Annotated in this window: 16 protein-coding genes; 5 read left to right on the top strand and 11 right to left on the bottom strand. The window is 65.7% G+C overall.

Annotated elements, in window-relative coordinates; translation table 11 throughout:
• The first annotated feature begins 214 nt into the window (after positions 1-214).
• Positions 215-1,156, top strand: coding sequence for a pyridoxal-phosphate dependent enzyme (locus tag NA4_RS05370; RefSeq protein WP_067464763.1), 942 nt, complete (start codon positions 215-217; stop codon positions 1,154-1,156).
• Here NA4_RS05370 and NA4_RS05375 read toward each other — a convergent pair.
• The 8 genes from NA4_RS05375 to NA4_RS05410 all read right to left on the bottom strand — a co-directional run bounded on the left by NA4_RS05375 (position 1,073) and on the right by NA4_RS05410 (position 9,264).
• Entirely contained in the window at positions 1,073-2,059 is a 987-nt protein-coding gene (locus tag NA4_RS05375) for an FAD-dependent oxidoreductase (protein ID WP_067464766.1), read from the bottom strand. The genes NA4_RS05370 and NA4_RS05375 overlap by 84 nt on opposite strands.
• The gene (locus tag NA4_RS05380) at positions 2,056-3,474 is read right to left on the bottom strand and encodes an NAD(P)/FAD-dependent oxidoreductase (protein ID WP_067464769.1); all 1,419 of its coding nucleotides are present in this window, start codon (positions 3,472-3,474) and stop codon (positions 2,056-2,058) included. The genes NA4_RS05375 and NA4_RS05380 overlap by 4 nt, the downstream gene beginning before the upstream one ends.
• Positions 3,471-4,784 (bottom strand): MFS transporter, encoded by a 1,314-nt coding sequence (locus tag NA4_RS41890; protein ID WP_067464772.1) that lies wholly within the window; start codon positions 4,782-4,784, stop codon positions 3,471-3,473. Before NA4_RS41890 ends, NA4_RS05380 begins: the two co-directional genes overlap by 4 nt.
• Positions 4,785-5,036: 252 nt before the next feature.
• Positions 5,037-5,816 carry an enoyl-CoA hydratase-related protein gene (locus NA4_RS05390; RefSeq protein WP_067464779.1) on the bottom strand — a complete coding sequence of 260 codons (780 nt, stop codon included), beginning with the start codon at positions 5,814-5,816 and terminating at the stop codon, positions 5,037-5,039.
• 65 nt (positions 5,817-5,881) lie between these two features.
• Positions 5,882-6,316 (bottom strand): ester cyclase, encoded by a 435-nt coding sequence (locus NA4_RS05395; RefSeq protein ID WP_067464782.1) that lies wholly within the window; start codon positions 6,314-6,316, stop codon positions 5,882-5,884.
• Between the two features lie 22 nt (positions 6,317-6,338).
• Complete coding sequence (locus NA4_RS05400; protein ID WP_067464784.1) at positions 6,339-7,355, bottom strand: hypothetical protein; 1,017 nt, start codon at positions 7,353-7,355, stop codon at positions 6,339-6,341.
• Positions 7,352-8,686 (bottom strand): Dyp-type peroxidase, encoded by a 1,335-nt coding sequence (locus NA4_RS05405; protein ID WP_067464786.1) that lies wholly within the window; start codon positions 8,684-8,686, stop codon positions 7,352-7,354. The genes NA4_RS05400 and NA4_RS05405 overlap by 4 nt, the downstream gene beginning before the upstream one ends.
• A gap of 17 nt (positions 8,687-8,703) precedes the next feature.
• Positions 8,704-9,264, bottom strand: a complete 561-nt coding sequence (locus tag NA4_RS05410) for a hypothetical protein (protein WP_067464887.1) — start codon at positions 9,262-9,264, stop codon at positions 8,704-8,706.
• Between the two features lie 741 nt (positions 9,265-10,005).
• Between NA4_RS05410 and NA4_RS05420 the strand changes: the two genes are divergently transcribed.
• Positions 10,006-18,522: a non-ribosomal peptide synthetase gene (locus NA4_RS05420; RefSeq protein WP_084496830.1), complete on the top strand. Its 8,517-nt coding sequence runs from the start codon at positions 10,006-10,008 to the stop codon at positions 18,520-18,522.
• Between the two features lie 231 nt (positions 18,523-18,753).
• On the opposite strand, the gene NA4_RS05425 is transcribed toward NA4_RS05420, so the two are convergent.
• On the bottom strand, positions 18,754-19,368 hold the full coding sequence (locus NA4_RS05425; protein ID WP_067464791.1) for a TetR/AcrR family transcriptional regulator: 615 nt from the start codon (positions 19,366-19,368) through the stop codon (positions 18,754-18,756).
• A gap of 104 nt (positions 19,369-19,472) precedes the next feature.
• Here NA4_RS05425 and NA4_RS05430 point away from each other — a divergent pair, with 104 nt between their 5' ends.
• From NA4_RS05430 to NA4_RS05440, 3 genes are all read left to right on the top strand, one after another.
• Positions 19,473-20,750: an NADH:flavin oxidoreductase/NADH oxidase family protein gene (locus NA4_RS05430; RefSeq protein WP_067464794.1), complete on the top strand. Its 1,278-nt coding sequence runs from the start codon at positions 19,473-19,475 to the stop codon at positions 20,748-20,750.
• Positions 20,751-20,908: 158 nt separating this feature from the next.
• Positions 20,909-22,102, top strand: coding sequence for a hypothetical protein (locus tag NA4_RS05435; protein ID WP_067464797.1), 1,194 nt, complete (start codon positions 20,909-20,911; stop codon positions 22,100-22,102).
• Between the two features lie 295 nt (positions 22,103-22,397).
• The gene (locus NA4_RS05440; RefSeq protein ID WP_084496831.1) at positions 22,398-23,456 is read left to right on the top strand and encodes a BtrH N-terminal domain-containing protein; all 1,059 of its coding nucleotides are present in this window, start codon (positions 22,398-22,400) and stop codon (positions 23,454-23,456) included.
• Between the two features lie 79 nt (positions 23,457-23,535).
• Here the strand turns inward: NA4_RS05440 and NA4_RS05445 are convergent, their stop codons facing one another.
• Together NA4_RS05445 and NA4_RS05450 are read right to left on the bottom strand one after the other, a co-directional pair.
• The gene (locus tag NA4_RS05445; RefSeq protein WP_067464800.1) at positions 23,536-24,387 is read right to left on the bottom strand and encodes an ABC transporter permease; all 852 of its coding nucleotides are present in this window, start codon (positions 24,385-24,387) and stop codon (positions 23,536-23,538) included.
• Positions 24,384-25,352 (bottom strand): ABC transporter permease, encoded by a 969-nt coding sequence (locus tag NA4_RS05450; RefSeq protein ID WP_169810979.1) that lies wholly within the window; start codon positions 25,350-25,352, stop codon positions 24,384-24,386. The genes NA4_RS05445 and NA4_RS05450 overlap by 4 nt, the downstream gene beginning before the upstream one ends.
• Between the last annotated feature and the right edge of the window lie 4 nt (positions 25,353-25,356).

Here is a 25,356-nt window from a genome sequence, read left to right on the forward strand (position 1 = left end):
CCCCGGCGGCGTTCCGGGCGCGATTCTCGATCATCACGGAATCGACTCGGGGAGAGGATGCTTCACAGTCGTTCCAGATGGCCCGGGCTGATCGTGCTTGCCGCAGCTGGACGTAGCCGCAGTGGCGCGAGGTCGTCGGCACCAGGACGCCACTACCTGTCAATGCGATGCCCGATATTGACCGCCGGGCGGGGGATGTCCACGTATTGATGTAATGCAGCCGATTCTCTGGGATGAAAGCGCGAATCATGCGCTCAATCACAAGTACTGGATGGCACGCAGGCTGATCAGTGCGCTGCCGTCCCGATACCGTGAAGTGGTCGTCGGCACCTGCGGCAACTACGGTGTGGCGTTGCTGCTCGCCTGTCGGGAGCGTGGCATCAGTGCAACGGCATTCGTTCCCGAATCCACGCCGGAGGAGACGCTTGCGATACTGCGACGTCTGTCGCCGACGGTCGTGCGGGCAGGGAAAACCTACGAGCACGCGGTTGCCGCCAGTAAGCGCGCCGCCGCGGCGTCATCCTTCGTCGCCGATGGAAATGTGGACGGGCCGTGGAGTGATGTGTTGCTCGCGGGAATCGCCGAGCGTGTCAGGCTTTTCATCGAAAACTGTGGTGCGCGCGGGCGGACCCGGTTATGGATACCGACCGGCAACGGAACCACTGTCGCAGGCTGCTGGGCGGCGGTCGTGGAGTCGGGCTCGGCGGTGGAACTGCATGCGGTGTCGAGCGCGGGGAACAACTCGATCACCCACAGCTTCTCGGTGGGCAGTGATCACCATCTCGCGTGCGCACCGGAGTCGATCACCGAATCACCGGACAATCTCCCGCTGTGCAACTGGAATGCGCTGCACGGGGTGGAGGCGATGGCGGCTATCCGGGAGTCGGCGGGGTCGGCGATCGAGGTCTCCGACAGCGAACTCCGCACCGCGAGTGCGCATCTGGGCCGGGCCGGTATTCCCGCGACACCCGCGGGCGCCGCTGGGTTCGCCGGATTTCTGCGCGACGGCACATCGGACGGCTACACCGACATCATCCTTGTGACGAGCCGCAGAGGACGCCATCCAGACACCTCACAGAACTTCCCGGGTTCCGATGGCACGGAGCGCGAGATCGACTGTCTCCCTGGCACAACCCCAGGCCATCGAAACCCCTGAACCACCGTGACCGTAGTTGTGGATCACCAGCCCGGCACCCGGCTCGTCCGATACTTCCAGCCGGACCGCCGGACGACACGGGCGAAGCCCCACCCGGTGACCGACGACCGCCGCACCCTGAAGACCGGGGCACACGGCGGTACAGCGGTCGATGATCCCGCGGGCTACCTCGGGGTCGGGCGTGGCGTTCCAGTTCCCGAATTCGAAGGTGCCACCGAGCGACACCGTATCGCCGTGCGGCAGCACGTACAGCTGCTCGGGATTGTCACCGCGCTTCGCTACGAAGAACTCTTCGATCCCAGGATTTTCGACCACAACGACCTGACCGCGCGCAGGCGACACGGAGGAATCGCCGACGAGCTCACGTGCCCCGATGCCGGTGCAGTTCACCAGAAGGAGGCCATCGCGCCGCTCGGATCGCAGCCCTTTCACATCGCGCATCTCGATTCGTCCGCCACCGGACCGGAACCGGTCGACCAGGGAGGCCAGGTGCCGCGGCATGTCGATGATCGGGACCGAGAAGTGCCAGCCCGTGCGGTAGGAGGGGGGTAGTTCTTCGGCCGGGCAGGTTTCGAACGATTCGACGTCCGAACTCCAGGACGGTTGGGGGGTTTCGCTTTCCGACGCCTGTATGCCGGGCACGAGGTAGACGCCGGTGCCTGGCAGCGCGGCGAGATCGATCAGTTCCGACAGGGTTTGTCTGGCCCAGAGGGTCGGACGGTGGCCCCCGCCGGTCTCGTAGGGGCCCCAGATCGCGCCCGCGGCGGCCGAGGTCGTATCGCCGGGCATCGACGCGGTGACGATCGTGACCTGAAATCCGGCGTCGGTGAGACAGATCGCGCTGGTCAGGCCGATAATGCCCGAGCCGATGACGGTCGCGCGCCGCGGCGGAGCGGAGGTCACCGCGCCGACCGCCCTTTCAGCTCCTGGGTCAGGCGCAGCAGCGCCGGAATCGTCTCCGCCATCGGCACCTCGCTCCAGAGTTCGCGTAACGCCTGCACCATCTTGTCGTCATCGGAGTCGGCCAGCGCCATCCGCAGTGCCTCGACGATGAACGTCGTGAGGCGATCCGAGACTCCGGGCGGGAGATGTCCGCCGGGTTCGAGCAGTGCCTCGATCAACCCGGCACCGCCGGACCGCAGCACCGTCTCGGTGTCGGGCACGGGGAACCGGCGATCGACGGCGTAGGGGTGTCCGCGGTGCGCGCCGGGGTCCTGTATCTCGTCGGCGATCAGTTCGGCAATGCGCGGTGCCAGCATGTAGCCGGACCGATAGGTCGCGGTCGCCAGCAGAATGTCCGTATCGCCGGTGGGCCCCACCAGTGGAAGACGATCCAGGGTGAACGGGCGCACGCCGGCGTGCGTGGAGATCAGTTCGGCTTCGAAGATGCTCTCGTCCAATTCTGATGTCGCCGCGTCGGTCAGCACGGTGATCTCGTCGAGGGTTGTGCGTGTCGTCGCGCCGGAGGATTTGATGCGTCGGAACCTATTGCTGGATCCGAGATAGGTTAATCCATGCGCGCGCGGCACCAGATGCGTGCCGCAGGAGAATGCGCGATTCGCGGTGCGGATCGTATGACGCGGTGGATTAGGCGCTCGCACCAGCAGACCGCTGCCGTGGCCGCCCACCAGCGCGGCCGCACCGAGCGAGATCCCCGCCGACGCGGTGAGCGCCGCGCTCGCGGCTCCTGCGGCGACGATCACGCGCCTGGCCCGGACACTCCCGGTTGTCGTGCGCACCGTTTTCCGCGCGTCCGCCACGGTCATGGATGTAGCGGTGGCATCGATCCAGGTGACCGACGGGTTCCCGCGCAGGCACTCGTGCAATGCGGTGAGCACGTCGAACGCGTCCACCGACGACTCACTCGGCAACCACAAGGCGGTCGATATATTCCGCTTGCGGCCCGCCAAGCCCGGCACCTCGTGCGCCCGATGCTCCTCGGCAACCTGGCCGTGGCGACGAGCGGCCGAACCGATCGCCTCCAGCGCGCGCCATTCGTCCGGCCTGCCGACCACCCAGGTTCCGGCATCGGACCGTATTCGTGCTCCGCGTTCGGTCAGCGACGCGAGCCAGTCCTGCCACAACCGATCCGATCGAAGCCGCTCGACGACATCCGCGGCTGTCCAGTCGGGTGGGTGATCCGGCTCGATCTCGGAGAAGATCGACAGCATCGCGCCCGCCGCCGCGCTGGCGCTGCCGAAATCCGGCCGCGGTGCGATGAGCGTGACGGCCGCACCTCGGCGAGCCAATTCACAGGTGACAGCCGTACCGACTATTCCCGCACCGACCACAGCGATCTCGCAATCGGCATGGCTCACGGTGCCGGAACCTCTGGGACGTAGGTCTCGGCGAGGGTGAAAATGCGGTCGAACTTGGCGATCAGCGACTGCACGTCGTGGGTGGACAGGGTGTAGAAATTGCGCACGGCCGCACCCGCCGCATTGCTGCGTGTTTCGTAGCCGCACCGGTCGTCCCACACGACGATGTCCGCGTTGAGATCCGCTGGGATGTGGTCGGAGTGGATTCGCCGAATTTCGATGCCCGCCGCATGCTGGGTCGCGGCGAGAGTTTCCAACTCCGGGGTCCAGTCGTTGAAGATGAATATTCGTTTGATCGCCACATTGCGGGCGAGGGCCTCCCGGTGCAAGCGCCAATACTCTTGGCTGCGCGGGGAGGTCCACCAGGACAGATCGACCCCTTGGGCACTCGTCGCCCGCATGATAGTTTGCACCCTGCGCGTCAGGTCGAGGAAAAGCCTCTGGTCTCCGTATGTCGGTTCGTAGTGCCCGTGCTCGAGGTCGACCAGCCGGCCTCGGCATTCCTGAATGATCTGCTGGCACAGCTCTATCCCGGGTGTTCCCGAGAGATTGGTGTTGACATTGGCGGCCTTGTTGACGATATCCTCGGTCAGCGGTGCGAGCCAATTGATTTCGTCCAACGTGTTCTCGATCCTGGCGTACCTGGTCGCGTTCACGCTCTTACGCTGCACGAGCAGTATCGCCTGGATCTGAAGCGTAATGACGACACCGATCAGACCGGCGAACACACCCAGAGCCGTCTTGGTGTCGGAGCGAACGTAGAACAAGACACCCAGAAAGACCGAGATCGCGGTTCCCCCGATGAGCACCGGATCACGGAGAAGATCACCCCACCGACTGTTCATCCATCCACGATATCCGCTCGGCCATCCGGGATCTCGGCATTGGACGGATACGCCACACCGGTCGGTTTCCGCGAAAGACACTGAACTGTAGCCGAATTCGCGTGGTAACGACCCCGCCCCGATCAGGCCGACGACAAGGCCGAGCAGCCAGATCGAACCGACCACCGCACTCGCCGCCAACGCGGCGGCGAGTGCGCCGAACTGGGCCGACACCACCATCCGCGGCGTGAACCGATCGACCAGCGGTACCAGTAGCGCCAGCCCCGCCGGATAGCCGAGCGGCCCGCACGCCAGAGCCGTGCCGACCGCTGCGAGCGACGCCTGAAGTGAACCGGCCACTTCCGCGATGGCCGGTTGCAGCGGATAGATACTGGCGGTGCCGAGCGCAGCCGCGAGCGCCATGAACCAAACGACGGGCGTCCGCAGCGCAGCGACCCGTTCGTCCGGAATCAGATCGATGTGCATTGCACCGACGCTAGGAGCACCGAGCCCACGCTTCCGGCGGAAAAGGACGCGATCGTTGCCACCGTCGGACGCGTCCTGACGCCTGCACAGCCCCGCTCGCCGCGGCCTGTCGTGAGCACCCTCGGTTGTCACCGAGGTGGCCCGTCGGGGCCGAGCGTCGCGTTGTTGCAGACCGCCGCCGAACGCGTTGGCCCGTATCTTCGCCACCACACTGAGTGGCGCGCCGCTGTGAGGAGAGTTTCTCTGGCGGTGCTAATCGCGCCAGACGGGTGGGCGCTTCGCTAGGAAGGCCGCCATACCTTCGCGGGCGCCGGGGAGGTGAGCCGCGGCGGCCATGACTTCCAGGGCAAGGGCGTAGGCATCTGCTTCGGGGCGGTCGAGCTGGCCGTAGAGAGTGCGTTTGCCCAGTGCCTTGCTGGCCCGGCTGCCTCGAGTAGCGCGGGCGAGCAACTCGCCCACGGCGGTGTCCAGCTCGGCGTCTGGCACCGCTCGGTTGATCAGACCCCACTGTTCGGCGGTGCGGGCATCGATCGGGTCGCCGGTGAGGGCCAGTTCCATCAGGCGTTTACGGCCGACGGCCCGGGCCACCGGTACCGCGGGAGTGTGGCAGAACCAGCCCCCCTTTCCGCCGGGGAGCGCGAAACCGGCCGATTCGGCGGCGACGGCGAGATCGCATGAGGCCACCAGCTGGCAGCCGGCGGCCGTGGCCAGACCTTGCACCCGGGCGATCACCACCTGCGGCACCGACTCGATGGTCGACATGAGCTCGATGCACAGTGTGAGCAGTTCCCGCACGCCGAGCAGGTCGCGCGCCGCGACGTCGGCGAAATCATGTCCCGCCGAGAACACCGGACCACGCGCCCCGAGCACTATCCCGGTGGCGTCGGTCTCGCCGGCAGCCCGGAACGAGGCGAGCAGTTCGGCGAGATGCTCGCCCGACAGCGCATTGCGCTGCTCCGGCCGGTTCATGGTGATGCGTACCGTGTCGCCGTCCCGCGCGACGAGCACGTGCCGATACTCCAAGGCGGTCATATCTCCACCGTAGGTCTCTACGGGCTCCGACACGACACCTCCGGAGTGATCGGCCCAGGACGAGACTAGGACGGAATGGCGCCGAGTTGTTGCATCTGCGAGAAGACATCGACGACTCCCCATATCTCGGCGATTCGACCGCCTGCGAAGCGGACGATGAAGATCTCGTTGTATGTGACGGGTTTGCCGGTTGGTGGCATGCCCCGGTACTCGCCCTGGTGGGTCCCGGTAACCGTATTCCTGAAGACGACCTTGTCCTCCTCAGCGATCGCATCCTCGATCGCGACGTGAATGTCGGGGAACGCGCGAAGGAGCACCACCCACACTTGCTTCAGTGCCTGCGCCCCCGTCGCGTCCATCGGCACTGGCGCGTGGAACAGCATGTCCGGTTCGACGACCTCGTCGATCGTCTTCGCGACGAGTTCCGCATCGCCGCTGTTGACGGCGTCGTGGAGGCGGCTGAACGTCGCTTTGTTGCTTGTTGCTCGGGCTGTCGACATGCAAATTCTCCTCGGAGCGGTGTCACTTCATGAGCGCGACGTTGCGCCAGAGGTTGACGAGGCTTTCCGTTCCGCCGAACAGGGTCGTGAAGTTGGTGGAGTCGATCATCACGATGTCGCCGGCGCGCTGGTCGGTGGGCGGCAACCAGATCAGGGTGTTGAATTCTGTGTTGCCCTCGGCGGTGAAAGGGTGGGGTCGGCCGAGGTCGATGGGTTGGCGGGCGAGCAGCCGCACGGATTCGCTTGCGGATGTGGTGAGGTGGTAATGCGGGAGGTGGGGGTGGAAATTGAGAGTGGTCACGTTGTCGAGCAACTGCAGATCGTCGAGGTCGCGGAAGGTGGTCAATGGCGCAATGGATTTCGCATCTCCGACGACGGCGGGGCGGAGCCCGTACATGTTGTACACCGGAACGTCGAGGGCTTTCATCAGTGAGCGGGTGTAGGCGCTGAAGCGTTGTTGGCGTGGCACCAGCGGGTCGCCGTGGTGTTCGTATTCGACTTGGCGTTGCCGGAGGTCATCGGTGCAGCCGACGTCGTGGTGTGGCGCCAGGAGCAGACAGGTCTCTTCGCGTTGTAACCACTCGTGGATGGCTGCGATCTCGTCGGGCTCGGCTTCTGCCTGACCGACTATGTGGTCGAGCCCGAAGATCATGAGGGTATCGGTGTCGGCGAGGATGCGTTCGTCGATCGGTAGTTCGAACCCGGCTTGATCGATGCGCTGAAAGACGGCGACGGAGTGGCCGGTGGCCTCTCCGGCGACCTGCTGGAAGGTGAGCGTGGAGCGGTGGAACAGCTCCAGCGTCCCCGCGATGCCTTGCAGGAAGTGGGCGGTGTCGTATTCGGGTGTCTCGTAGGCCGGCCACGTGGCCTGGCGCACTTCGGTCATGGTGGAGAAGCGGTTGTCCAGCGCGGCGGGGTCGCGCTGGGCTTCCCAGGGGTAGCTCCAGGTCCAGTAAATGCTCAATCGGCGTTTGCCGCGAGTGTAGGGACGGGGCAGCTGGGATTGGTTGTAGGTGCGCGCCGGGGTGATGGTGCTCATAATGTCATCTCGTTGTCGGTGAGCGTGCAGAGGTAACGCAGGGCGCGAAGACCCGGCAGGAAGAAGTACGCGCCACCCCGGAGAGTTGTGAACGCCGGTAATCCCGTGATGATTTTGCGAATCGGGCGTTTGGGGATCTTGTATTCCAGGGTTCCGTCTTGATTACCGATGATCGGGTCGCGCTCGTTGCCGAGTTCGTGGAAGGTTTTGTCGTTGATCCACACGTTCTGGGCGAACTCGAATTGACGTACCAGGCTTGCACATAGCACGAAGGCCGCGATTCCGCGCTCGGCGCCGTCCTCGGGAACGCCTTCCGGGAGGTGTGGTCCGTAGGTGGCGCCCCGGCGGATCAGGCGCCGGCGTTGCATATTCACCGCGGTGTCGCGGGGATTCAGCCTGCGGATGTGCGAACCCAGCGGTGCCGCATAACCATAGGGGTCCATCTGTTTGTAGTTGAAATCGTTATTGCGCCGCATATCAGCACCGAGCTCGGGGTCGTCCTGCTCGGGGGCGAGCACCAAGGGGGCGCCGCTGCGCCAGCGGCCCATCAGTTTCGCGGCCAGCAACTCTTGCTCCTCAGGGGTGTCAGTCTGCTCGGCCAGGAAATCGCGGAATCGCCCGACGTGTTCCTGGAGGCGCCGGTAAGCCATGTAGCTGCCGTTACGCGACAACACCTCCGGTTGCGGCAGTCCAACCCGGGGACCGTCCTCGTCGGGATATCCCAGGATGAACTCCCCAGCCTTGATCGGGGCGCCCGTGCCCGGCGTCGGCTGTTCACCGGAGCCCTCGATCACCGGCTGCGACAACCGGTCGCGGTAGCCGAAATGGTCGTGCGGGTACTCCAACGGCGGAACTGCCGCCACGTCCAGCGACGACAGCACCGTCGCTCCCGCGCACCGGGCGACCAGTTGGTTGTGTGCTTGCACACAGCGAACGCGTTCGGCATCGTCCTGGGCGAAGAGTATCGCGATCGCGTGCAGGTTGTCGTCGGCCAGTCCACCGACCCAGTGGTCGGGGTGATCGAGCCCGGTGTCACCGAGGATGCCTGCTCGCGCCGCCATGCCTTGCCGGAACTCCTCGGGGAAGGTCGCCAGCGACTGCTCGGGCACGCCGAGCGCGCGCAGCCCCGTCCAGGTGAACGCGAGTGTGACCCATCGGCGGCCGGTGCTCACGGAGCGCTGCGCGTCGGCCGCCGAGGCCACCCGGTCGACCATGGCCGACAGCCACGCTCGCCCACCGTCGCCACTGGTGAACGACAGGAACTCGTAGCGTCCGGTCAGCGCGGGGACGCGGGTCAGCACAATGTGCTGGATGTCGTCGAGTTCGAGCATCACCGAACCTCGCGGTACTACTGCATCTGGTCGAGCATGTCGGAGAATGCCGCCTTCACGCGCAGTGCTTTCTTGATCTCTGCTGCGGTCACATATGGGTACTCGCCGTACTCCAGGAAGCTCGGGAATTGATGCTCACGGAAGAACTTGACGACCGCATCGGTATCGGTCTTCCAGTCGTCGGGAAACCCTTCGAGGTTCACGAAGACGGTCGTGATACCTGTCGACAGGAACAGGGCAATAGCGTCCTCGACGTACTTGTCGAAGTCGGTGTCGAATATCCCCTGATACTGGAAACACAACCCGTCACCGATGTCGAACAACACCCACCGCAGGTAGTGCAGCTGCAGCGGCGCCAGTACAGTCGGGTCTTCCTTGACCGCGGCCTCGAGCTGCTTACCGTACTCCCGGATCGCCCCCTCCCGACCGGGTTTGACCCTCGCTATGATCGAGAAACCATAATTGGCCGGGGTGCGAGGGAATATTGGCCCGTACCGGCCGTGCTCGAGTTTGAAATACCCTTCCTTCGGAATGGCCATCGCCACCGGCTCGGACCAAACATCATCAGCTGTGGTCATGTCCGCCTCCGTCTCCAGCGGTGTGGCTCGGACCACGGTTGCGAAGAAGTGGTCCGCATAAAGTCCGATCTATCACGATGACTCCGAGAACCATGAAATAATTGATTCCGCGAACGACATCAGCACCGCCGCGGACGCGGGGCCCACGCTGCCGATCGGCCGGCCGGTCCGCACTATTTCCGGCCCCTACAGGTTCCTTCGTTCGAATCGAAATCAACGCGGTATCGAACAGGATCGCGAAGAGTACCGTCGCCAGCGCCGCAACTCGTGATGCCGACAGCTGGCGCAGACCCAGCCCAAATACTGCGGACCGCCCGGCGGCGGTACTCACGCGGTGATTCTAGCAGCCGCGTTATCCGCGATCGTATTTTTGGCGGTGACCACTCCGGACCCATTCACGACCTGGGGCGGTCTCATGGCGTCGCGGCCTACCGCAGCCGGTGGTGAGCTTTTCCTCCCGATGGACTGCGCCGACGAGTGCTTCGGAGTTATCGTTGAAGTTCCTGCTGGAGGCCGTGGTTGAGCGTCCACAAGACACCTCCCAGCTATGGCCCCGGGGACACGACATGCACGCACCGACCGAGCCGCTCGCCGACAACCTCCGCATGCCGCCGCTCGCGAATCCTGTCGTGGCGGTCGATCCCGCCGCGCTTGCGCGGTCCAGCGCGGCAGATGTCGTAATGCCTAGTCGGGAGTAACTGCCCCGAGTGGCTACGGCGCGGTCAAGATGAAGGTCTCGTCATGCAACAGTCTTCCGCTCGACCGATTGATACCGGTATCGGACTGCCGGACGGCGCCTTCCCGCTTTCGGCAGCGCAACGCGGAATATGGTTCGCCCAGCACATCGCGGGCGACGTCCCGATCTCCATTGCCCAGTACGTCGACCTGGCCGGGCCAATCGACCTCGACCGGCTCGCACCGGCAGTGCGCCAGGCTGGGCGCGAGTTCGGCACCGGCTATCTGCGCCTGATAGAAAGCAATGGCTATCCGTTCCAGTGTGTCGACACCACCCTCGACGATAGTGCGCGCATCTTCGACTTCCGACGTGAGCGCGATCCTGTGGGCACCGCGCACGCCTGGATGCGCAACGAGTACTCGGCACCCCTCGATCTGATGAACGATCGGCTGGCATGTGTCGTCATGCTGCGGATCGCCGACGAGCGGTGGTTCTGCTATTGGCGGATGCATCACATCGCGCTGGACGGCATCGGGGCGTTGGCCATGGCGCGACGCACCGGCGAGCTCTATACCGCGGCGATCGAGGGAAGGCCGCCTCCGGCCGCACAGGCCGAGGACCTCAGGAAGATCGTCGACGCCGATCTGGCGTACCGCCGCTCCGACCGTTTCGCGGCCGACCGGGAGTACTGGCTCCGGCACCTCGACGGGATGGCCGACCCGGTGAGTTTGGCGGGCCGTACCGCCGAAGTTGACGCGCACCCGAGACGCGTGGAGGGCACACTGGCGCGGGAAATGGCGGCATTGCTGGAATCGGTCGCGCACGCGGCATCGTCCGGTGCGGCGCCTACGGTGGTCGCAGCCTTCGGCACCTATCTGGCCGCGATGACTGGTGCCCCGGAGGTGGTGTTGAGCCTACCGGTCTCTGCGCGCACGACAGCGGCGATGCGGCGCTCCGGCGGCATGATCGCCAACGTCGTCCCGGTGCGACTGAGGACTGGTCCGACCACGACCGTCGGTGAAATGATCCATGCCGCACAGGGCGAACTGACCGGCGCGCTCCGGCGACAGCGCTACCGTCAGGAGGACATCTTCCGCGACCTCGGCTGGCCGATGGACGAGGTCGCGACGTTCGGTCCATCGGTGAACTTGATGATGCTGGACAGCAGGGTTCAGCTCGGTGCGGTCACCGGACGAGCGCACGTGCTGACGTCCGGGCTGATCGAGGACCTTTTCGTCAATCTGTACCCCGGCCTGCGTGGCGAGAGCACCCACATCGACTTCCAGGGCAACGCGAACCTGTACAGCGATACCGAATTGATCACCCACCACAGCCGATTCCTGCGGTTCCTGCGCGAGTTTCTGGCCGCTGGACCGGACGCGACGCTGTCCACGATATCTGTCACATCCGATGACGAGCTGGCCGAGCTCGCACCGGCACGCGGACCGGCGAGCGTCACGCCGCGTGCGCTCCCCGAGATCCTCTCCGCCGGTGCGAAGATCGACCCTGATGCGATCGCTGTTCGTAACGGGGCGGCCCGTCTCACCTACCGCCAGGCCGACGAATACAGCAACCGGCTGGCACGCGTCCTGATCGCCTCCGGTGCCGGGCCGGAACACGGTGTGGTGATATCGATTCCGCGCTCGATCGATTCCGTGCTCGCGATGCTCGCGGTGGCCAAGACGGGCGCCGCCTTCGTGCCGATCGATCCGACCTACCCTCCTGACCGGATCGAGCATATGGTCGACGACAGCGGGGTCGTCGTCGGCATTACGGTGGCGGCCATACGAGAGCTGTTGCCGGATCAAATGAACTGGCTGGTCCTCGACGAGGAGGAGACCCGCCGGGACATCGCAGACCAGCATGCGGCCCCGGTGGACGATACGGTGCGGCGTGCTGCGGTGCACTTGGATCAGGTCGCGTATATCATCTACACGTCGGGATCGACCGGTTTGCCCAAAGGCGTGCTGGTCACACATCGGGGTTTGGCAAATCTGGCCGCGAGTTCCGCGCGCAGCTTCGGTGTCGGCGCCGATTCCGTCATGGCACACGCCGTTTCGCCGAGTTTCGACATCTCGGTCGAGGAGATCCTGGTCAGCTTCGCCGCAGGCGCGACGCTCGTCGTTGTCCCGCCGTCGGCGTACGCCGGCGAAGAGATGGCGGACGTTCTTCGCGCGCAGAATGTTTCCCACTTGGACGCCACGCCAGCTGTCGTGGGATCCCTCGACCCGTCGACACTACCCAGCCTGCGCACCGTCATCGTCGGTGGTGACACCTGCCCAGACGATCTGGTGGCCAAGTGGTCCGGCCGCGCTGTGCTCAATGGGTACGGGCCCACCGAAACCACTGTCACGGCGACGTTGAGCGACGCGTTGACACCCCGCGCGCCGGTCACGATCGGAAGCCTCGCTCGCGGTGTCTCTGCGGTCGTGCTCGATTCATGGTTGCGACCGGTGGCTTCGGGGACGATCGGTGAGCTCTACCTCGCCGGGCCAGGCGTGGCGCGCGGCTATCATCAGCGTACGGGCCTCACCGCTAGCCGATTCGTCGCGAATCCTTACGCGCACGGCGAGCGGATGTACCGCACCGGAGACTTGGCGTGCTGGACCACGAGCTCCGGGAGGTTGGAGCTGGCTTACCGAGGCCGCAGCGACTTCCAGGTGAAGGTGCGCGGCTTCCGCATCGAGCTCGGCGAAATCGACGCCGTCCTGCAACGGCACCCGGACGTCGACATCGCGGTCACAGTGGGCAAAGAGACCGATGCCGGTGCCCCGACCCTGGTGTCCTACGTGCTGCCCGAACCGGGTGCCGAGCCGTCTGCGGACACGCTGAAAGCGGCTGCAGGCGAATCGCTTCCGGACTACATGGTGCCCTCGGCGGTTGTGCTTCTGGACAGTGTCCCGCTGACACCGCTGGGCAAGCTGGATCGCACGGCACTGCCCGAACCGGAGTTCGGCTCACACGCGCTCAGGGGCCGGCCGCCGTCGACTTCGCGGGAGGAGGCGCTGGCCGCGTTGTTCGCCGAGGTTCTCGGGCTGGACTCGGTGGACATCGATGAGAGCTTCTTCGCGCTCGGTGGCGACAGCATCATGTCCATACAGCTGGTCTCGAGGGCGAAGTCCGCAGGTATCGGCTTCAGCGCACGAGATGTGTTCGAGCGCAAGTCCGTTGCCGCACTGGCAGCGGTGTCCACCGAGGTGCATACCCCGGTAGTGCGCGAGCTGCCCGGCGGGGGAGTCGGCGCCGTCGAGCTCACACCGATCGTGCACGCGATGCTGGACCAAGGATCTACCTGGCGCCGGTTCGGTCAGGCGGTCCTGATCGGTCTTCCGGCTGACGTGGACCAGACTCGACTGGTCGGGGCCGTGCAAGCGCTCCTCGACCACCACGACCTACTGCGTTGCTCGTTACGAGACACCACCCATGGCTGGGAATGGGTTGTCGCCCAGGTCGGTTCGGTCGAAGCAGGCACCTTGGTGGACGTCGTGACCACGAGTCGCAACGGGAACTGGACCGGCGAACACGAATTGCAGCGCGCCGCCGACCTGCTCGATCCGGAGGCCGGAATCGTCGCGCGCTTCGTACTGATCGAACGAGCGAACGCCGCTCCACTGTGCTGGATCGTGCTGCACCACCTGGTGACCGACGCTGTCTCGTGGCGCACATTGCTGCTGGATCTGGCTACTGCCGCCGTAGGCGGTGTCCTCGCTCCGGTTGGCACCTCGTTCCGCCGTTGGGCGCGCGGACAACTCGAGCACGCGGCCGGGCGCGGTGCCGAACTGCCGATCTGGCAGCACATTCTGGCTACACCCGATCCGCCGATCGGCACGGGCACCCTCGACCCGGCCATCGACATCGCCGCCACCACGGCGACATGCCAGACCGTCATCGATTCGGACGTCGCAGCCACGGTACTCACCACAGTGCCGGACCGATTCCACTGTGGTGCAGACGATGTGCTGCTGACAGCGCTGACGATGGCGGCAAGCCGTTGGCGCGACCGAAGGTCATTGCTTTTCACGCTCGAGGGCCACGGGCGCGCGGAGGCCGTCCTGCCCGGCGCCGATGTCGCGCGCACCGTGGGCTGGTTCACCACTGCTTATCCGATGGCCATCGATCTGACGGGCATCGACCTCGGTGACGCGTTCGACGGCGGCCCGGCAGCGGGCGCCGCGATCAAGACCACGAAGCAACAGCTGCACGCGGTGCCCGACAAGGGCATCGGCTTCGGCATGCTCCGCTACCTGAACGCCGAGACCAAGAATGCGCTTGTGGACGCGCCGACACCCCAGATCAGCTTCAACTATCTGGGCCGGGCACCGACCGGCAGCGAGACCGGACCCTGGCTGCCGCAGGGCTTCGCGGCAACGCGGGACGACCGAGCACCGATGGCCGCGGTCGTCGATATCAACGCCGTGCTGACCGATACCGGCCTGGAAGTGACATGGGCGTACGCTTCCCGGCTGCTCGGTGCGGCAGACGTCGAAGAACTCGCCGACCTCTGGGCAGCCGCGCTGCGGGCACTGGCCGATCACGCCAGGAGCGCGGAAGCGGGAGGGCACACCCCCTGCGACTTCGACCTTGTCGCGGTGACCCAACCGCAGATCGACACCTGGGAACGCACCTATCCCGGCCTCGCTGACATTTGGCCGCTCTCGCCATTGCAACACGGCCTGCTCTTCCATGCGCTGTACGACCTCGACGGCACCGACGGCTATACGGTGCAGTCGCTACTCACCCTGGCGGGCACTGTCGACGCCGCACGACTACGCACCGCCGCGCAGACGGTGGTGGCACGGCACGACATCCTGCGGGTCGCTTTCGTGGAGACCGACGACGGACCCCGCCAACTCGTCCTGACCGACGCCGACATCCGCTGGCAAGAGATCGACCTGACCGGAATCGCCGACGCCGAGCAACGGCAGCGCGAGCTGGACCGAGTGATCGGCCTGGACGCGAGTACCCGGTTCGAGCTGACCCGTCCTCCGCTTGTGCGCTGCACGCTCGTACGTACCGCCTCCACGCAGTACCGATTCCTGCTGACCAACCATCACCTTGTGCTCGACGGCTGGTCGACGGCGCTGCTGATGCGGGAATTGCTCACGCTGTATGCCACTGCGGGTGACGCTTCCGCGCTACCGCCCGCGCACTCCTACCGCGAATTTCTTTCCTGGCTACACGGCCAGGACCATGCTGGGTCGACCGCCGCATGGGCGCGATACCTGACCGGCATCGACACCCCGACACGGGCCGTCTCGGCACCGGCCGGTATCGGGACGGTGGAAACCGGGATTGTCTCCATCGACCTGTCTCAGGACACTGCCGACCGATTGGAGACGGCCGCACACGAATCCGGCACCACGGCGAACACGATGGTGCAAGCGGCCTGGGCGATGCTGCTGGCCGTGCTGACCGGCCGATCCGACGTGGTATTCGGCGCGACGGTGTCCGGCAGGCCACCCGAGCTGGCCGGTGTCGAGGAATCGATCGGCCTCTTCATCAACACGCTGCCGGTGCGCGTACGGCTCGATCCTGCAGAGAAGGCCGCCGACCTACTGGCTCGCCTGCACAGTGAGCAGGCGCGGATGATGGACCACCAGCACGTGGGGCTGGCTGCGATCCACAAGGCGGTGGGCTTGGCCGAGTTGTTCGACACACTCACCGTTTTCCAGTCCTATCCGCTGGACCGGGACGCGTTGTCAGCGCTACCGGACATCGCGGGCGTGCGTGTGCTGGATATCGAGGGGGTCGATGCAACGCCGTATCCGTTGAATCTCATGGTGATTCCGCTCCGTCGCAGCGATGGGCACAACACCTTGCGAATCAGCTTGAAGTACCGTGCCGACCAGTTCGCGCCGGAGGCAGCGCGCCCGCTGCTGCATCGCCTGGTCCGGCTGCTGACTCAGCTCGCAGGCGACCTACAGGCCATGGTTTCCGAGCTGCAGTACTGCGACGACGCGGAATGCGCCGCGCTGTCGCCTGTTCGTGGACCGAAGTCGGTGCCGCCGCGAACACTGCCCGAGATTCTCTGCGCCGGAGCACGGATCAATCCCGGCGCCATCGCGGTGAGCGCGGGCGAGCTCACGATGTCCTACGACGAACTCGACGCCTGCTCCAACCGCCTTGCCCGGGTCCTGCTGCGCAAGGGTGTCCGGCCGGAAATGTGCGTCGTGCTTGCTCTCGGTCGATCGCTGGAATCGGTGGTGGCGGTGTGGGCGGTGGCTAAGACAGGTGCGGCTTTCGTGCCGCTGGATCCCCGCTATCCGATCGAGCGGATCGAGCACATACTCGGCGACTCGAAGGCGCCGATCGGTGTGACGGTGACCGCGACCCGCGAGACGCTGCCGGGAACCGTCGACTGGCTGCTGCTCGATGACCTCGATACGCGCCGCCGGGTCGAAAACGTCAGTGCCGCATCGATCACTGACGAAGAGCGCGGGAGTCCCATTCACATCGATCAGACGGCATACCTGATCTATACCTCAGGTTCCACCGGCAAACCGAAGGCTGTGGTGCTCAGCCATCGCGGCTTCGCGAATCTGGTGGAAGCCTTGACGGAGTCGCTGGGGCTGGGTCCGACGGCCGGCGTGCTGCATGTGGCGTCACCGAGCTTCGACGCGTCGATCTTCGAGCTGCTGGCGGCACATGGCGCGGGCGGCAGGCTCGTGATCGCGCCCCCGGACGTCTGTGGGGGCGCAGACCTGGATCGACTGCTGCGCACCGAACCGGTCACCCACGCGTCGGTCACGCCATCGGTATTGGCCACGATGGACCCCGTCGGCCTCGATCACCTGCGGGTACTCGGCGTCGGGGGAGAGGCCGCGACAGCAGAACTGATCGAGCAGTGGTCGATCGGGCGGCGGATGGTGAACCTGTATGGCCCCACAGAGTTCAGCACTTGGGCGACCTGTCGCGGCGACCTCGTCGCGGGGGCGCCGATCACCATCGGCGGGCCGATCCGTGGCGCCGCGAGTCTGGTGCTCGACGCCTGGCTGCGTCCGGCGCCGGTCGGCGTCGCCGGTGAACTGTACCTGGCCGGTCCAGCGCTCGCCCGCGGCTACTTCGACCGGTTCGAGATGACCGCGGAACGGTTCGTCGCCGATCCCTACGGCGAGCCGGGTGAGCGCATGTACCGCACCGGGGACATGGTTCGCTGGGTCACCGGGCCCGACCAGACGTACGAGCTGGAGTTCTTGGGCCGCAACGACTTCCAGGTCAAGATCCGCGGTCTGCGGATCGAACTCGGCGAGATCGATACTGCGCTGTGCCGCGACGAACACGTCGACTATGCGGTGACGATCGGCCGCGCCGGGCCGACGGGGGCGACCGTGCTGGTGTCGTACGTGGTGCCCACCGAGGGCATCGAGGTCGATGTCGCACACCTACGCGCGGTCGCGACCGAGGCCCTGCCTGCGTACATGGTCCCGTCCGCTTTCGTCGTGCTCGATGCGATCCCGCTCAACGCGGTCGGCAAGCTCGACCGGGCAGCGTTGCCGACTCCGAAATTCGCGGACGAGCAGAACCAGTACCGAGCGCCATCGACGCCGACCGAAGAGACTCTCGCCGACATCTGCGCGGAGCTGCTCGGTCTCGACAAGGTCGGTGCCGATGATTCGTTCTTCGCTCTCGGCGGCGACAGCATCACCGCACTCCAGTTGGTGTCCAGGGCCGAGCAGCGGGGCGTCCACTGCACGCCGCTGCAGGTGTTCGCGCACGGCACCCTTGCCGCGCTGGCCGCGGCCGCCGACGCCGGGCACGCGCTGCCGGCGCTCGATCAGCAGCCTCGGGTCGACGGCCGCCCCATGCTCGACGCCGTGTTGCCGATCCGGATCGACGGCAGCGAACCCGCGCTGTTCTGCATCCACCCGTCGTCCGGAGTGGCCTGGACGTATTCGGGATTCGCGGATGTGCTGGCCCCGGGCAGGCCGATCTATGGGCTGCAGGCATCGGACCTGGGCTGCTCCGAAGCACCGGCACGCTCGATCGAGGAGTTGGTCTATCGGTACATTCGCGAGATCCGCGCTGTGCAGCCAACTGGGCCATACCACCTGCTCGGGTGGTCGTTCGGCGGACTCATCGCGCACGCGATCGCCACGAAGCTGAAGAACTCCGGTGACGCTGTCGGTGTTCTCGCGCTGCTCGACACCGATTCCGCGGACATCGACGGTGACAGCATCGAGCAGCTTTCTGTCGGCGCCGTCGTCAATACCTACGGCCCGATGTTCGGTATCCACGATGTGCCTGCCGATGCGTCCGCTGAGGAGGCCGCTGATCTGATCTGTACCCAGCTGGGCGGTGTTTCGCCGATCGACGCAGGCACTCTCGAATGGATAACGCGGTCGTACAACGCGGTGCCACAGATCAGAACCGGGTATCGGCGTCCCGTATTCGACGGTGACATCGTGTATTTCAGCGCGACCGTCGGCACTTCCGATATCTTCGGCCCGGCCGGGTGGCGGCCCTACGCGACCGGCGAAATCGTCAATCACGAGATCGAAGTCACCCATGACGAACTGACGGCACGACACGCGTTGCCGATCATCGCGCGTGTACTCGACGAACGTATGGCCAGTCGAAGATGAGCCGATTCTCCGTCGCCATGCGGGATATGGCGCCGGTAGTACTATCCCGCAATAGCTCTCCCACACGGCCACGACCGCTCTGGGCGTGCGGATACCGCGTCAGGACGCGCACCACGATGGGACTGGCCAGGCCTCGTGCCTTCTCGATGTAGTCGTCGCCGACATCACGGTAATCGCGACGGTGTACGAGGGCAGCACGATCGAGTGCCGAGTGCGCCGGGAACGCGGCCGCTAGCTCGACGGCGCCGCGCTGCCCGGCGACGGGAACGCGCCCGATGCTGCGAGGACCGCGCGCACGGCAGCACCTACCCGGTCGGCGACTATCTCCGGTGCGGACGTGTCGAACTTCCCGTCCAGATGCAGGAAAGCCAGACCGTGCACCAGCGCCCACACGGCGGTCGCCATCGCTTCCGGATCCGCACTGGGAAATGCCTGCCGGACAATGCCTTTGACGTACTCGCTGATGGCTTCTGCCGCAGCCACACGTTCGGGACTACTCGGATCGCACGGCTCGACGAACATCACGCGGAACAGCCCGGGACGCTGCAACGCGAACTGGACGTAGGCGACAGCGATAGCCGCCAGGTCGTCGGCTGTCGCGGGGGAGGGGTGCGCGGCAGCCAGGTGAACGGCGAGTTCGCGGTAGCCCACCGCTGCCACCGCGGACAGCAGGGCGTTGCGGTCGGCGTAATGACGGTAGGGCGCGGCACTGGACACACCGGCGCGACGGGCCGCGGCGCGCAGCGACAACTCGGCCGCCCCGCCTTCCTCGAGCAGATCCATGGCCGCCCGTACCAGAGCGGCGGGGAGATCCCCGTGGTGATACGAGGTGGTCGACGTCGGCATGACTCCAACCTAACAAGTGTTGACACCGCTTACATCTAGCTCTAGCGTGGACGCTCGACTCGATGTAAACACTGCAAACATTTGGATCGAGAAGAGGTCCCCTCATGTCGCGTGAATTGTTCTCCCCGTTGCAGCTGCGGTCCGGCCAGATGCTGCGTAACCGGATCGCGAAAGCGGCCATGGAAGAAGGAATCGCCGCGCAACAGCAATTGCCGGACGAGCACCTCATCACGCTGTACCGACGCTGGGGCGCCGGTGGCGCCGGTCTGCTGATCACCGGGAACGTCATGGTGCACGCCGAGGCGCTGACCGGTCCTGGCGGGGTCGTGCTCGACGCGGAGGCGCCGCTGGAGCCGTTCGCCGAATGGGCCAAGGCCGGGAAGGCGGCGGGTGCGGCCATGTGGATGCAGATCAGCCACCCCGGCCGCCAAATACCGGCCGATCTGCCCGGTGTCGTCTGGGGACCCTCGGATATCGCGGTGGATCTGGCCCGCCACAGTGGCCGCTTCGGCAAACCGGTCGCGATGACCGCCGCGCAGATCGATGCGACCATCAGTCGCTTCGCCATCACCGCGCAGCGCGCCGAAGAGGCCGGGTTCGACGGTGTGGAGGTCCACGCCGCGCACGGCTACCTGCTGTCGCAGTTCTTGTCGCCGCTGGTCAATACCCGCACCGATGAGTGGGGTGGCTCGTTGGAGAACCGAGCCCGGATGTTGCTCGAGGTCGTGCGGGCCGTCCGCGCGGTGGTGTCGCCGCGCTTCGCGGTCGCGGTGAAACTGAACTCCGCGGACTTCCAGCGCGGCGGTTTCGACGCCGACGACGCGAAGAAAGTGATCGCGATGCTCGCACCGCTGGGTGTCGACCTGGTCGAATTGTCCGGCGGCAGTTACGAAAGCCCCGCGATGACCGGTCGCCGCGCCGACGGCCGCACCCAGGCACGCGAAGCCTACTTCCTGGATCTGGCCACCGAACTGGTCGCCACCAGCCCGCTGCCGTTGATGCTGACCGGCGGCATCACCCGGCAGGAAACCGCTCAGAGCGTCCTCGCCGGCGGTGTCGCCGTGATCGGCATGGGCACCGCCCTCGCGGTCACGCCCGATCTGCCCGACCGGTGGCGCGCGAACCTCGAAGCCGCTGGAACCTTGAAGCCGGTGACCTGGTCGGACAAGGCACTGGCCGCGGCGGCCGGTATGGCACTGGTCCGGTATCAAATCCGCCGGATTGCCCGGGGTCTCGACCCCGCTCTCGGAGTCGTCCCGGCCTTCGCGCTGGTCGCCGACCAACTGGTGCAACGACGTGCGCTGCGTCGCTACCGGCGCTGGCTCGCATCGAAAACCCAGTCATTCGACGTGGCGGAGAACCCCACTTCCGTGGTGCTGTGACCCTGCCGACCACAACCACACGCGGCCCTCGGGTCAAGAGCGAGTGGCGCATTGATCGAAGCAGCGGGTCGGCGCGAATGATCGCGGCGTCGATCTCCGTGGTTCGTTTCGATTGTTTGTCGCAGTCTCAGAGGTGGGGATGCTGTTCGATAGGTGCCGTGGACACTGTCGACTTCGCACGCGTGGTGGCGGAATTCGGTCCCGGCTCCGCGCTGCTCGTCGAACCGGGCTCGTCGGCCGCAGCGCATATACCCCCGCGGTGGGCCGGGATCGCGGGCGGCGGCGATGCCCGTGCCCGGTGTGCGGCCGCTGTGGCTTTGTGGAACCTCGACATGGTCGTTGACCTGCTGCCACGGTTCGGCGCTGTGCTGGCGGAATGCCTCGACGATGTGCGGGTCTGCCTGCTGCGTGGCGACTGGGTGCTGCTGTATGCACTGCGAAAGTCGTTTCAGCCGCACGAGTTCCGTATCGGATGGGACCCCGAGACCTTCGGCGCCGACCAGCCGCAGTATTGGGATGCGCTGCCCGAGGCGCTACGGGTGTTCCTCGGCACGGTGCACGCGGGGTTCACCGATCTCGATGGGATATCTTTCGGCCCCACCCGGCCGCGGGACATGCAGACATATCAAACGCTGAACTTGACCGACGCCGTCCGCAATTGGGAAGCCGCCGAGGATATTCCGGGAGACCGCGCGATGCTCATCGCCAAGGGCTTGGGCGATACGCGCTACTTCGTTTCCCCTGACCTGCCCGCCGGTACCATCGGCTGGGAAGCAGACGGCCATATGGATCGGCCACTGGAGTTCGCCCGGACCTTCGACGAACTGATGAGCTATGGCTTCCAGCTCGAGCGTGATCGCCCGCCCGCCGCCGTACCCGCGAAGTCGCCTACACCGCAAGAACTGCGGAAGGCGAGCATGTCCGTGCCGCCGGCAGCACGGGCGGTCGTATGGAACCGCGAACTCACCGAGGACACCGCACGCGACCGAATCCGCGGCCTCGTCGCCGAGCTACTCGACGCACTGGATGGTCAGATGCGCCTCCGCCCGCATGAGGGTCTCGACGGCGAGACCATACTGCCGTTCGACGACGACGCGGGCAACATCTACCAGGTCGACCGGCTCGCGGCCCGATACTTCCTCGACCCCCCGGCCCCCGACCGCGCGGACATCTATCCGGCCGTGATCGTCCGGATCTGGGAGCAGCACGGCTGGACAGTGACGCTTTCCACCGACGCCCACGGCATCGTCGCCCATGTCCGCACCGCCGACTGGTACGAACTCACCCTCACCCACCGCGATGACACGTTGCGCCTGTCTGTCGCATCGCCCGGTTTCCACCGATCACACTGACTATCGGGTGGTGCGGAACCTCAGGCAGGCATTGGCGTCGCGCAGGGCACGCGCGGTAGTACGCACCTCGACCAAGGGCATCAGCTGACCGCGGACCGAGTCACTTCTCCGATGTAACAGGTACCGCGCTGGACTCTCCCACCGCGGGAGAGTCCACCATGTTCGCAACGCTGTTCGTCGCCATCCACGAGCGCGGGCTGCGCACGCAATCGCCCGTACGAGTCCTGTCTCGTCGGGCAGAGGCATCGCGAGAAGAGCTGATGACCGGCTGATGACCTGCGCCAGGAAGGCATGCATGACCACGGTGATAGACATTGATGCCCGCAGTGCACAGCACTGCGAGACGACGGCTCTGGGGGTGCTTCTGCGGCACCAGGGAATCGATCTGTCCGAGCCTATGCTCTTCGGCCTCGGCTCCGGTCTGTCCTTCGTCTACTGGGACAGCAAGGACATGGGCTTCCCCTTCCTCGGGGGCCGGGTCAAGCCCTTCGACCTCACCAGAAACCTGGTCACCAGACTCGGACTGGAGCTCTTGGTCCAGGAGACCACGTCCGCGCGCAAGGCTTGGGAAAACGTGGTTGCCCCCATCGACGCCGGTCACCCCGTCGGACTGCAGCTCGACAGCTACTATCTGGACTACTTCACGTCGAAGGTGCACTTCGGCGGTCATGTCGTCGCCATGTACGGCTACGACGACCACGACGCCTACCTGGTGGACACCGACCAGCAAGGCGGAACGGTAACCACCAGCCGGACCAGCCTCGCCCAGGCCAGGGCCGCGCGCGGCCCGATGACCGCCAAGCACCGGTCCTTCACACTCACCGTTCCGAGAAACCTGCCCTCCCCACGGACCCAGATCGTTCCCGCCATCACCGCCTGCGCCGACGCCTTCCTCAACCCGCCCATCGCCAACCTCGGCCACCGGGGCATCGAAAAGGCAGGCAAGCTGGTGCGCACATGGCTCCAGCGGACCGACAACTCGCAGCGCGACCTGCCGCAGGCTGCCCTTTTGATGGAGAAGGGCGGCACCGGCGGCGCCCTGTTCCGTAACTTCTACCGCGACTTCCTCGCCGAATGCACCCGAACACTCGACAGCCGCCACCTGCGCACCGGCCACGGGCTGTACACCGAGGCAGCGACCCTATGGACGGAAGTCGCAGCACTGATCACGCAAGCCGGTGAATCGGGCAGTGCGCAGTGCCTCCTACAGGCAGGCGGCATCCTCTGCGATGTCGCACGCATAGAGCGTGCGGCCATGCAGGCGCTGAGCTGCCTAGGGGGTGAAACCCCACAAGCTGTCCCAAAAGCCTTTCACCGCATGACACTCCCGCCCGTACGGGCCGAAGGAGATTAGCCCGTGAATCGGCTTGAGCGCACAGAAAGTGAGACGAGCGGATTCCGGCGAAACATCGGCCATGGTCCCTTCTTCGAATTCAATTGCGGGAGAGAAGATCGCGGCACTCGTCGCCGATTCGGTAGGTCGCCAGCACAGCGACGGCAATGAGTACACCGGGCGCCAAGACTTGACCCGGTGCGCTCAGAATATGCTGGTAGGCGTTGTTCAAGTCGCCACCCCAACTCGGCGCGGGAGGCTGGATGCCCAAGCCGATGAAGGACAGTGCGGCCTCGATGATGAAGGCCAATCCGGCGAAGACCGCAGCCTGGATTATCACCGGACCGATCGCGTGGGGGAGGACATGCCGGATCAGGATTACGTGAGCCGGGCATCCGGACATCCGTGCGCTGAGCACGTACTCGCGGCGCCGTATCTCGGCCACTCCGCCTGCGGTCAGACGTGCGATGACCGGTGCGAACACCACGCCCACCGAACACATCGCCGTCACGAGGTCGGGGCCGAGTACACCGGTAATGGCAATGGCCAGCACCAGCGCGGGAAAGGCAAGAAAAGCGTCGGCCGTTCGCATCAGTACCGTCCGGAACCAGCCTGGTCCGTAGCCCGCGCCGAGCCCCCACGGGAGGCCGAGCGCCAAACCGACACCGACCGCGATCAGAACGCCCGCGAACGACGACCTGCCGCCCCAGATCAGTCTGCTCAGCACGTCCCGGCCGAAATTGTCGGTTCCGAGCAGGTGAACGGTGCTGGGGCCGGCGAATCGGCTGGTCAGGTCCTGATCGGTCGGACTGTACGGTGCGACCACCGGCGCCAGGATCGACACCAGGACCAGCCCACCGAGGATGCCGACGGCGACCCACAGTCCGACGCGTGACCAACGCCCACCCCGATCGATCGATCGAGTCTCATCGAGAAGCGTCAGCGCGGTCATGTGTGTGCCTCCGCTCGCAACCGCGGCGTCAAAACGCCGTTCAGCACATCCACGAGCAGATTCAGCCCTAGAACGATTGCGACATAGATCAATACGATGCCCTGCAGCATCGGGTAGTCGCGGGTCTGGATAGCCGTGAGCAGGGCTCCGCTCATACCGGGCAGCACGAAAATCTGCTCCAGCACTACCGTCGCGCCCAGGATGCCGATGGCGAGCAATCCGTAGACGGTCAGCAGTGTCGACAGCACATTGCGGAACGCGTAGCGCCACACAACGGTTCGCTCGCGCAGCCCCATGGCCCGAGCAGTCCGGACGTATTCACTCGACAGCGCATCGATCATCGCGGCCCGGACTTGCCGTACCACAACAGCGGCCGCACCTGCCGCGAGCGCTGCCGCGGGCAGCACCAGGTGCTGCATATTCCCAACGGGGTCCTGTCCGAACGGTATGTACCCAAGGGCTGGAAACATCGCCAAGCCGACCGCGAACACATCGATCAGCACGATGGCGAGAAAGAAATCCGGCACCGCGAGCCCTATTCCGGATACCGCGCGGACCACGCCATCGGATCGGCGGCCGGACCGGTACGCGGTCCAGACCCCTACGGGTATCGCAACCGCAGCCGACATCACCAATGCCAGTCCGACCAGCTGCGCGCTGACCGGAAGCCGGTGCAGCACCTGGTCGGCTACCGGGGCGCCGTTGACCAGCGATGTGCCCAGGTCTCCGCGGAGCACTCCGCTGAGCCAGTGCCAGTACTGTTCGTAGAGGGGCTTGTCCAGGCCGAGCCGCCGGTTGATGACGGCTGGGTCCACATCTGTGGTACTCACCCCGATCAGGCCCTCCGCGGGCCCGCCGGGGACAAGGTGAATCAGCAGCATAGTCAGCACCGTTGTCAGGAACGCGGTCGGGAACATCTGCCCGAGCCTCCTGAGCACCAGTCGCACGAGGTCGCTGTCGGTCATTCGC

It is taken from the genome of Nocardia amamiensis NBRC 102102, assembly GCF_001612745.1.
Taxonomy (GTDB): domain Bacteria; phylum Actinomycetota; class Actinomycetes; order Mycobacteriales; family Mycobacteriaceae; genus Nocardia; species Nocardia amamiensis.

Bases quoted from the DNA above. Each gene is read 5' to 3' on its own strand.
- NA4_RS05400 (WP_067464784.1), bottom strand. From the start codon at position 7,355: ATGAGCACCATCACCCCGGCGCGCACCTACAACCAATCCCAGCTGCCC.
- NA4_RS05420 (WP_084496830.1), top strand. From the start codon at position 10,006: ATGCAACAGTCTTCCGCTCGACCGATTGATACCGGTATCGGACTGCCG.
- NA4_RS05370 (WP_067464763.1), top strand. From the start codon at position 215: ATGCAGCCGATTCTCTGGGATGAAAGCGCGAATCATGCGCTCAATCAC.
- NA4_RS05440 (WP_084496831.1), top strand. From the start codon at position 22,398: ATGACCACGGTGATAGACATTGATGCCCGCAGTGCACAGCACTGCGAG.
- NA4_RS05430 (WP_067464794.1), top strand. From the start codon at position 19,473: ATGTCGCGTGAATTGTTCTCCCCGTTGCAGCTGCGGTCCGGCCAGATG.
- NA4_RS05410 (WP_067464887.1), bottom strand. From the start codon at position 9,264: ATGACCACAGCTGATGATGTTTGGTCCGAGCCGGTGGCGATGGCCATT.
- NA4_RS05450 (WP_169810979.1), bottom strand. From the start codon at position 25,352: ATGACCGACAGCGACCTCGTGCGACTGGTGCTCAGGAGGCTCGGGCAG.
- NA4_RS05425 (WP_067464791.1), bottom strand. From the start codon at position 19,368: ATGCCGACGTCGACCACCTCGTATCACCACGGGGATCTCCCCGCCGCT.
- NA4_RS05395 (WP_067464782.1), bottom strand. From the start codon at position 6,316: ATGTCGACAGCCCGAGCAACAAGCAACAAAGCGACGTTCAGCCGCCTC.
- NA4_RS05390 (WP_067464779.1), bottom strand. From the start codon at position 5,816: ATGACCGCCTTGGAGTATCGGCACGTGCTCGTCGCGCGGGACGGCGAC.
- NA4_RS05405 (WP_067464786.1), bottom strand. From the start codon at position 8,686: ATGCTCGAACTCGACGACATCCAGCACATTGTGCTGACCCGCGTCCCC.
- NA4_RS05445 (WP_067464800.1), bottom strand. From the start codon at position 24,387: ATGACCGCGCTGACGCTTCTCGATGAGACTCGATCGATCGATCGGGGT.
- NA4_RS41890 (WP_067464772.1), bottom strand. From the start codon at position 4,784: ATGCACATCGATCTGATTCCGGACGAACGGGTCGCTGCGCTGCGGACG.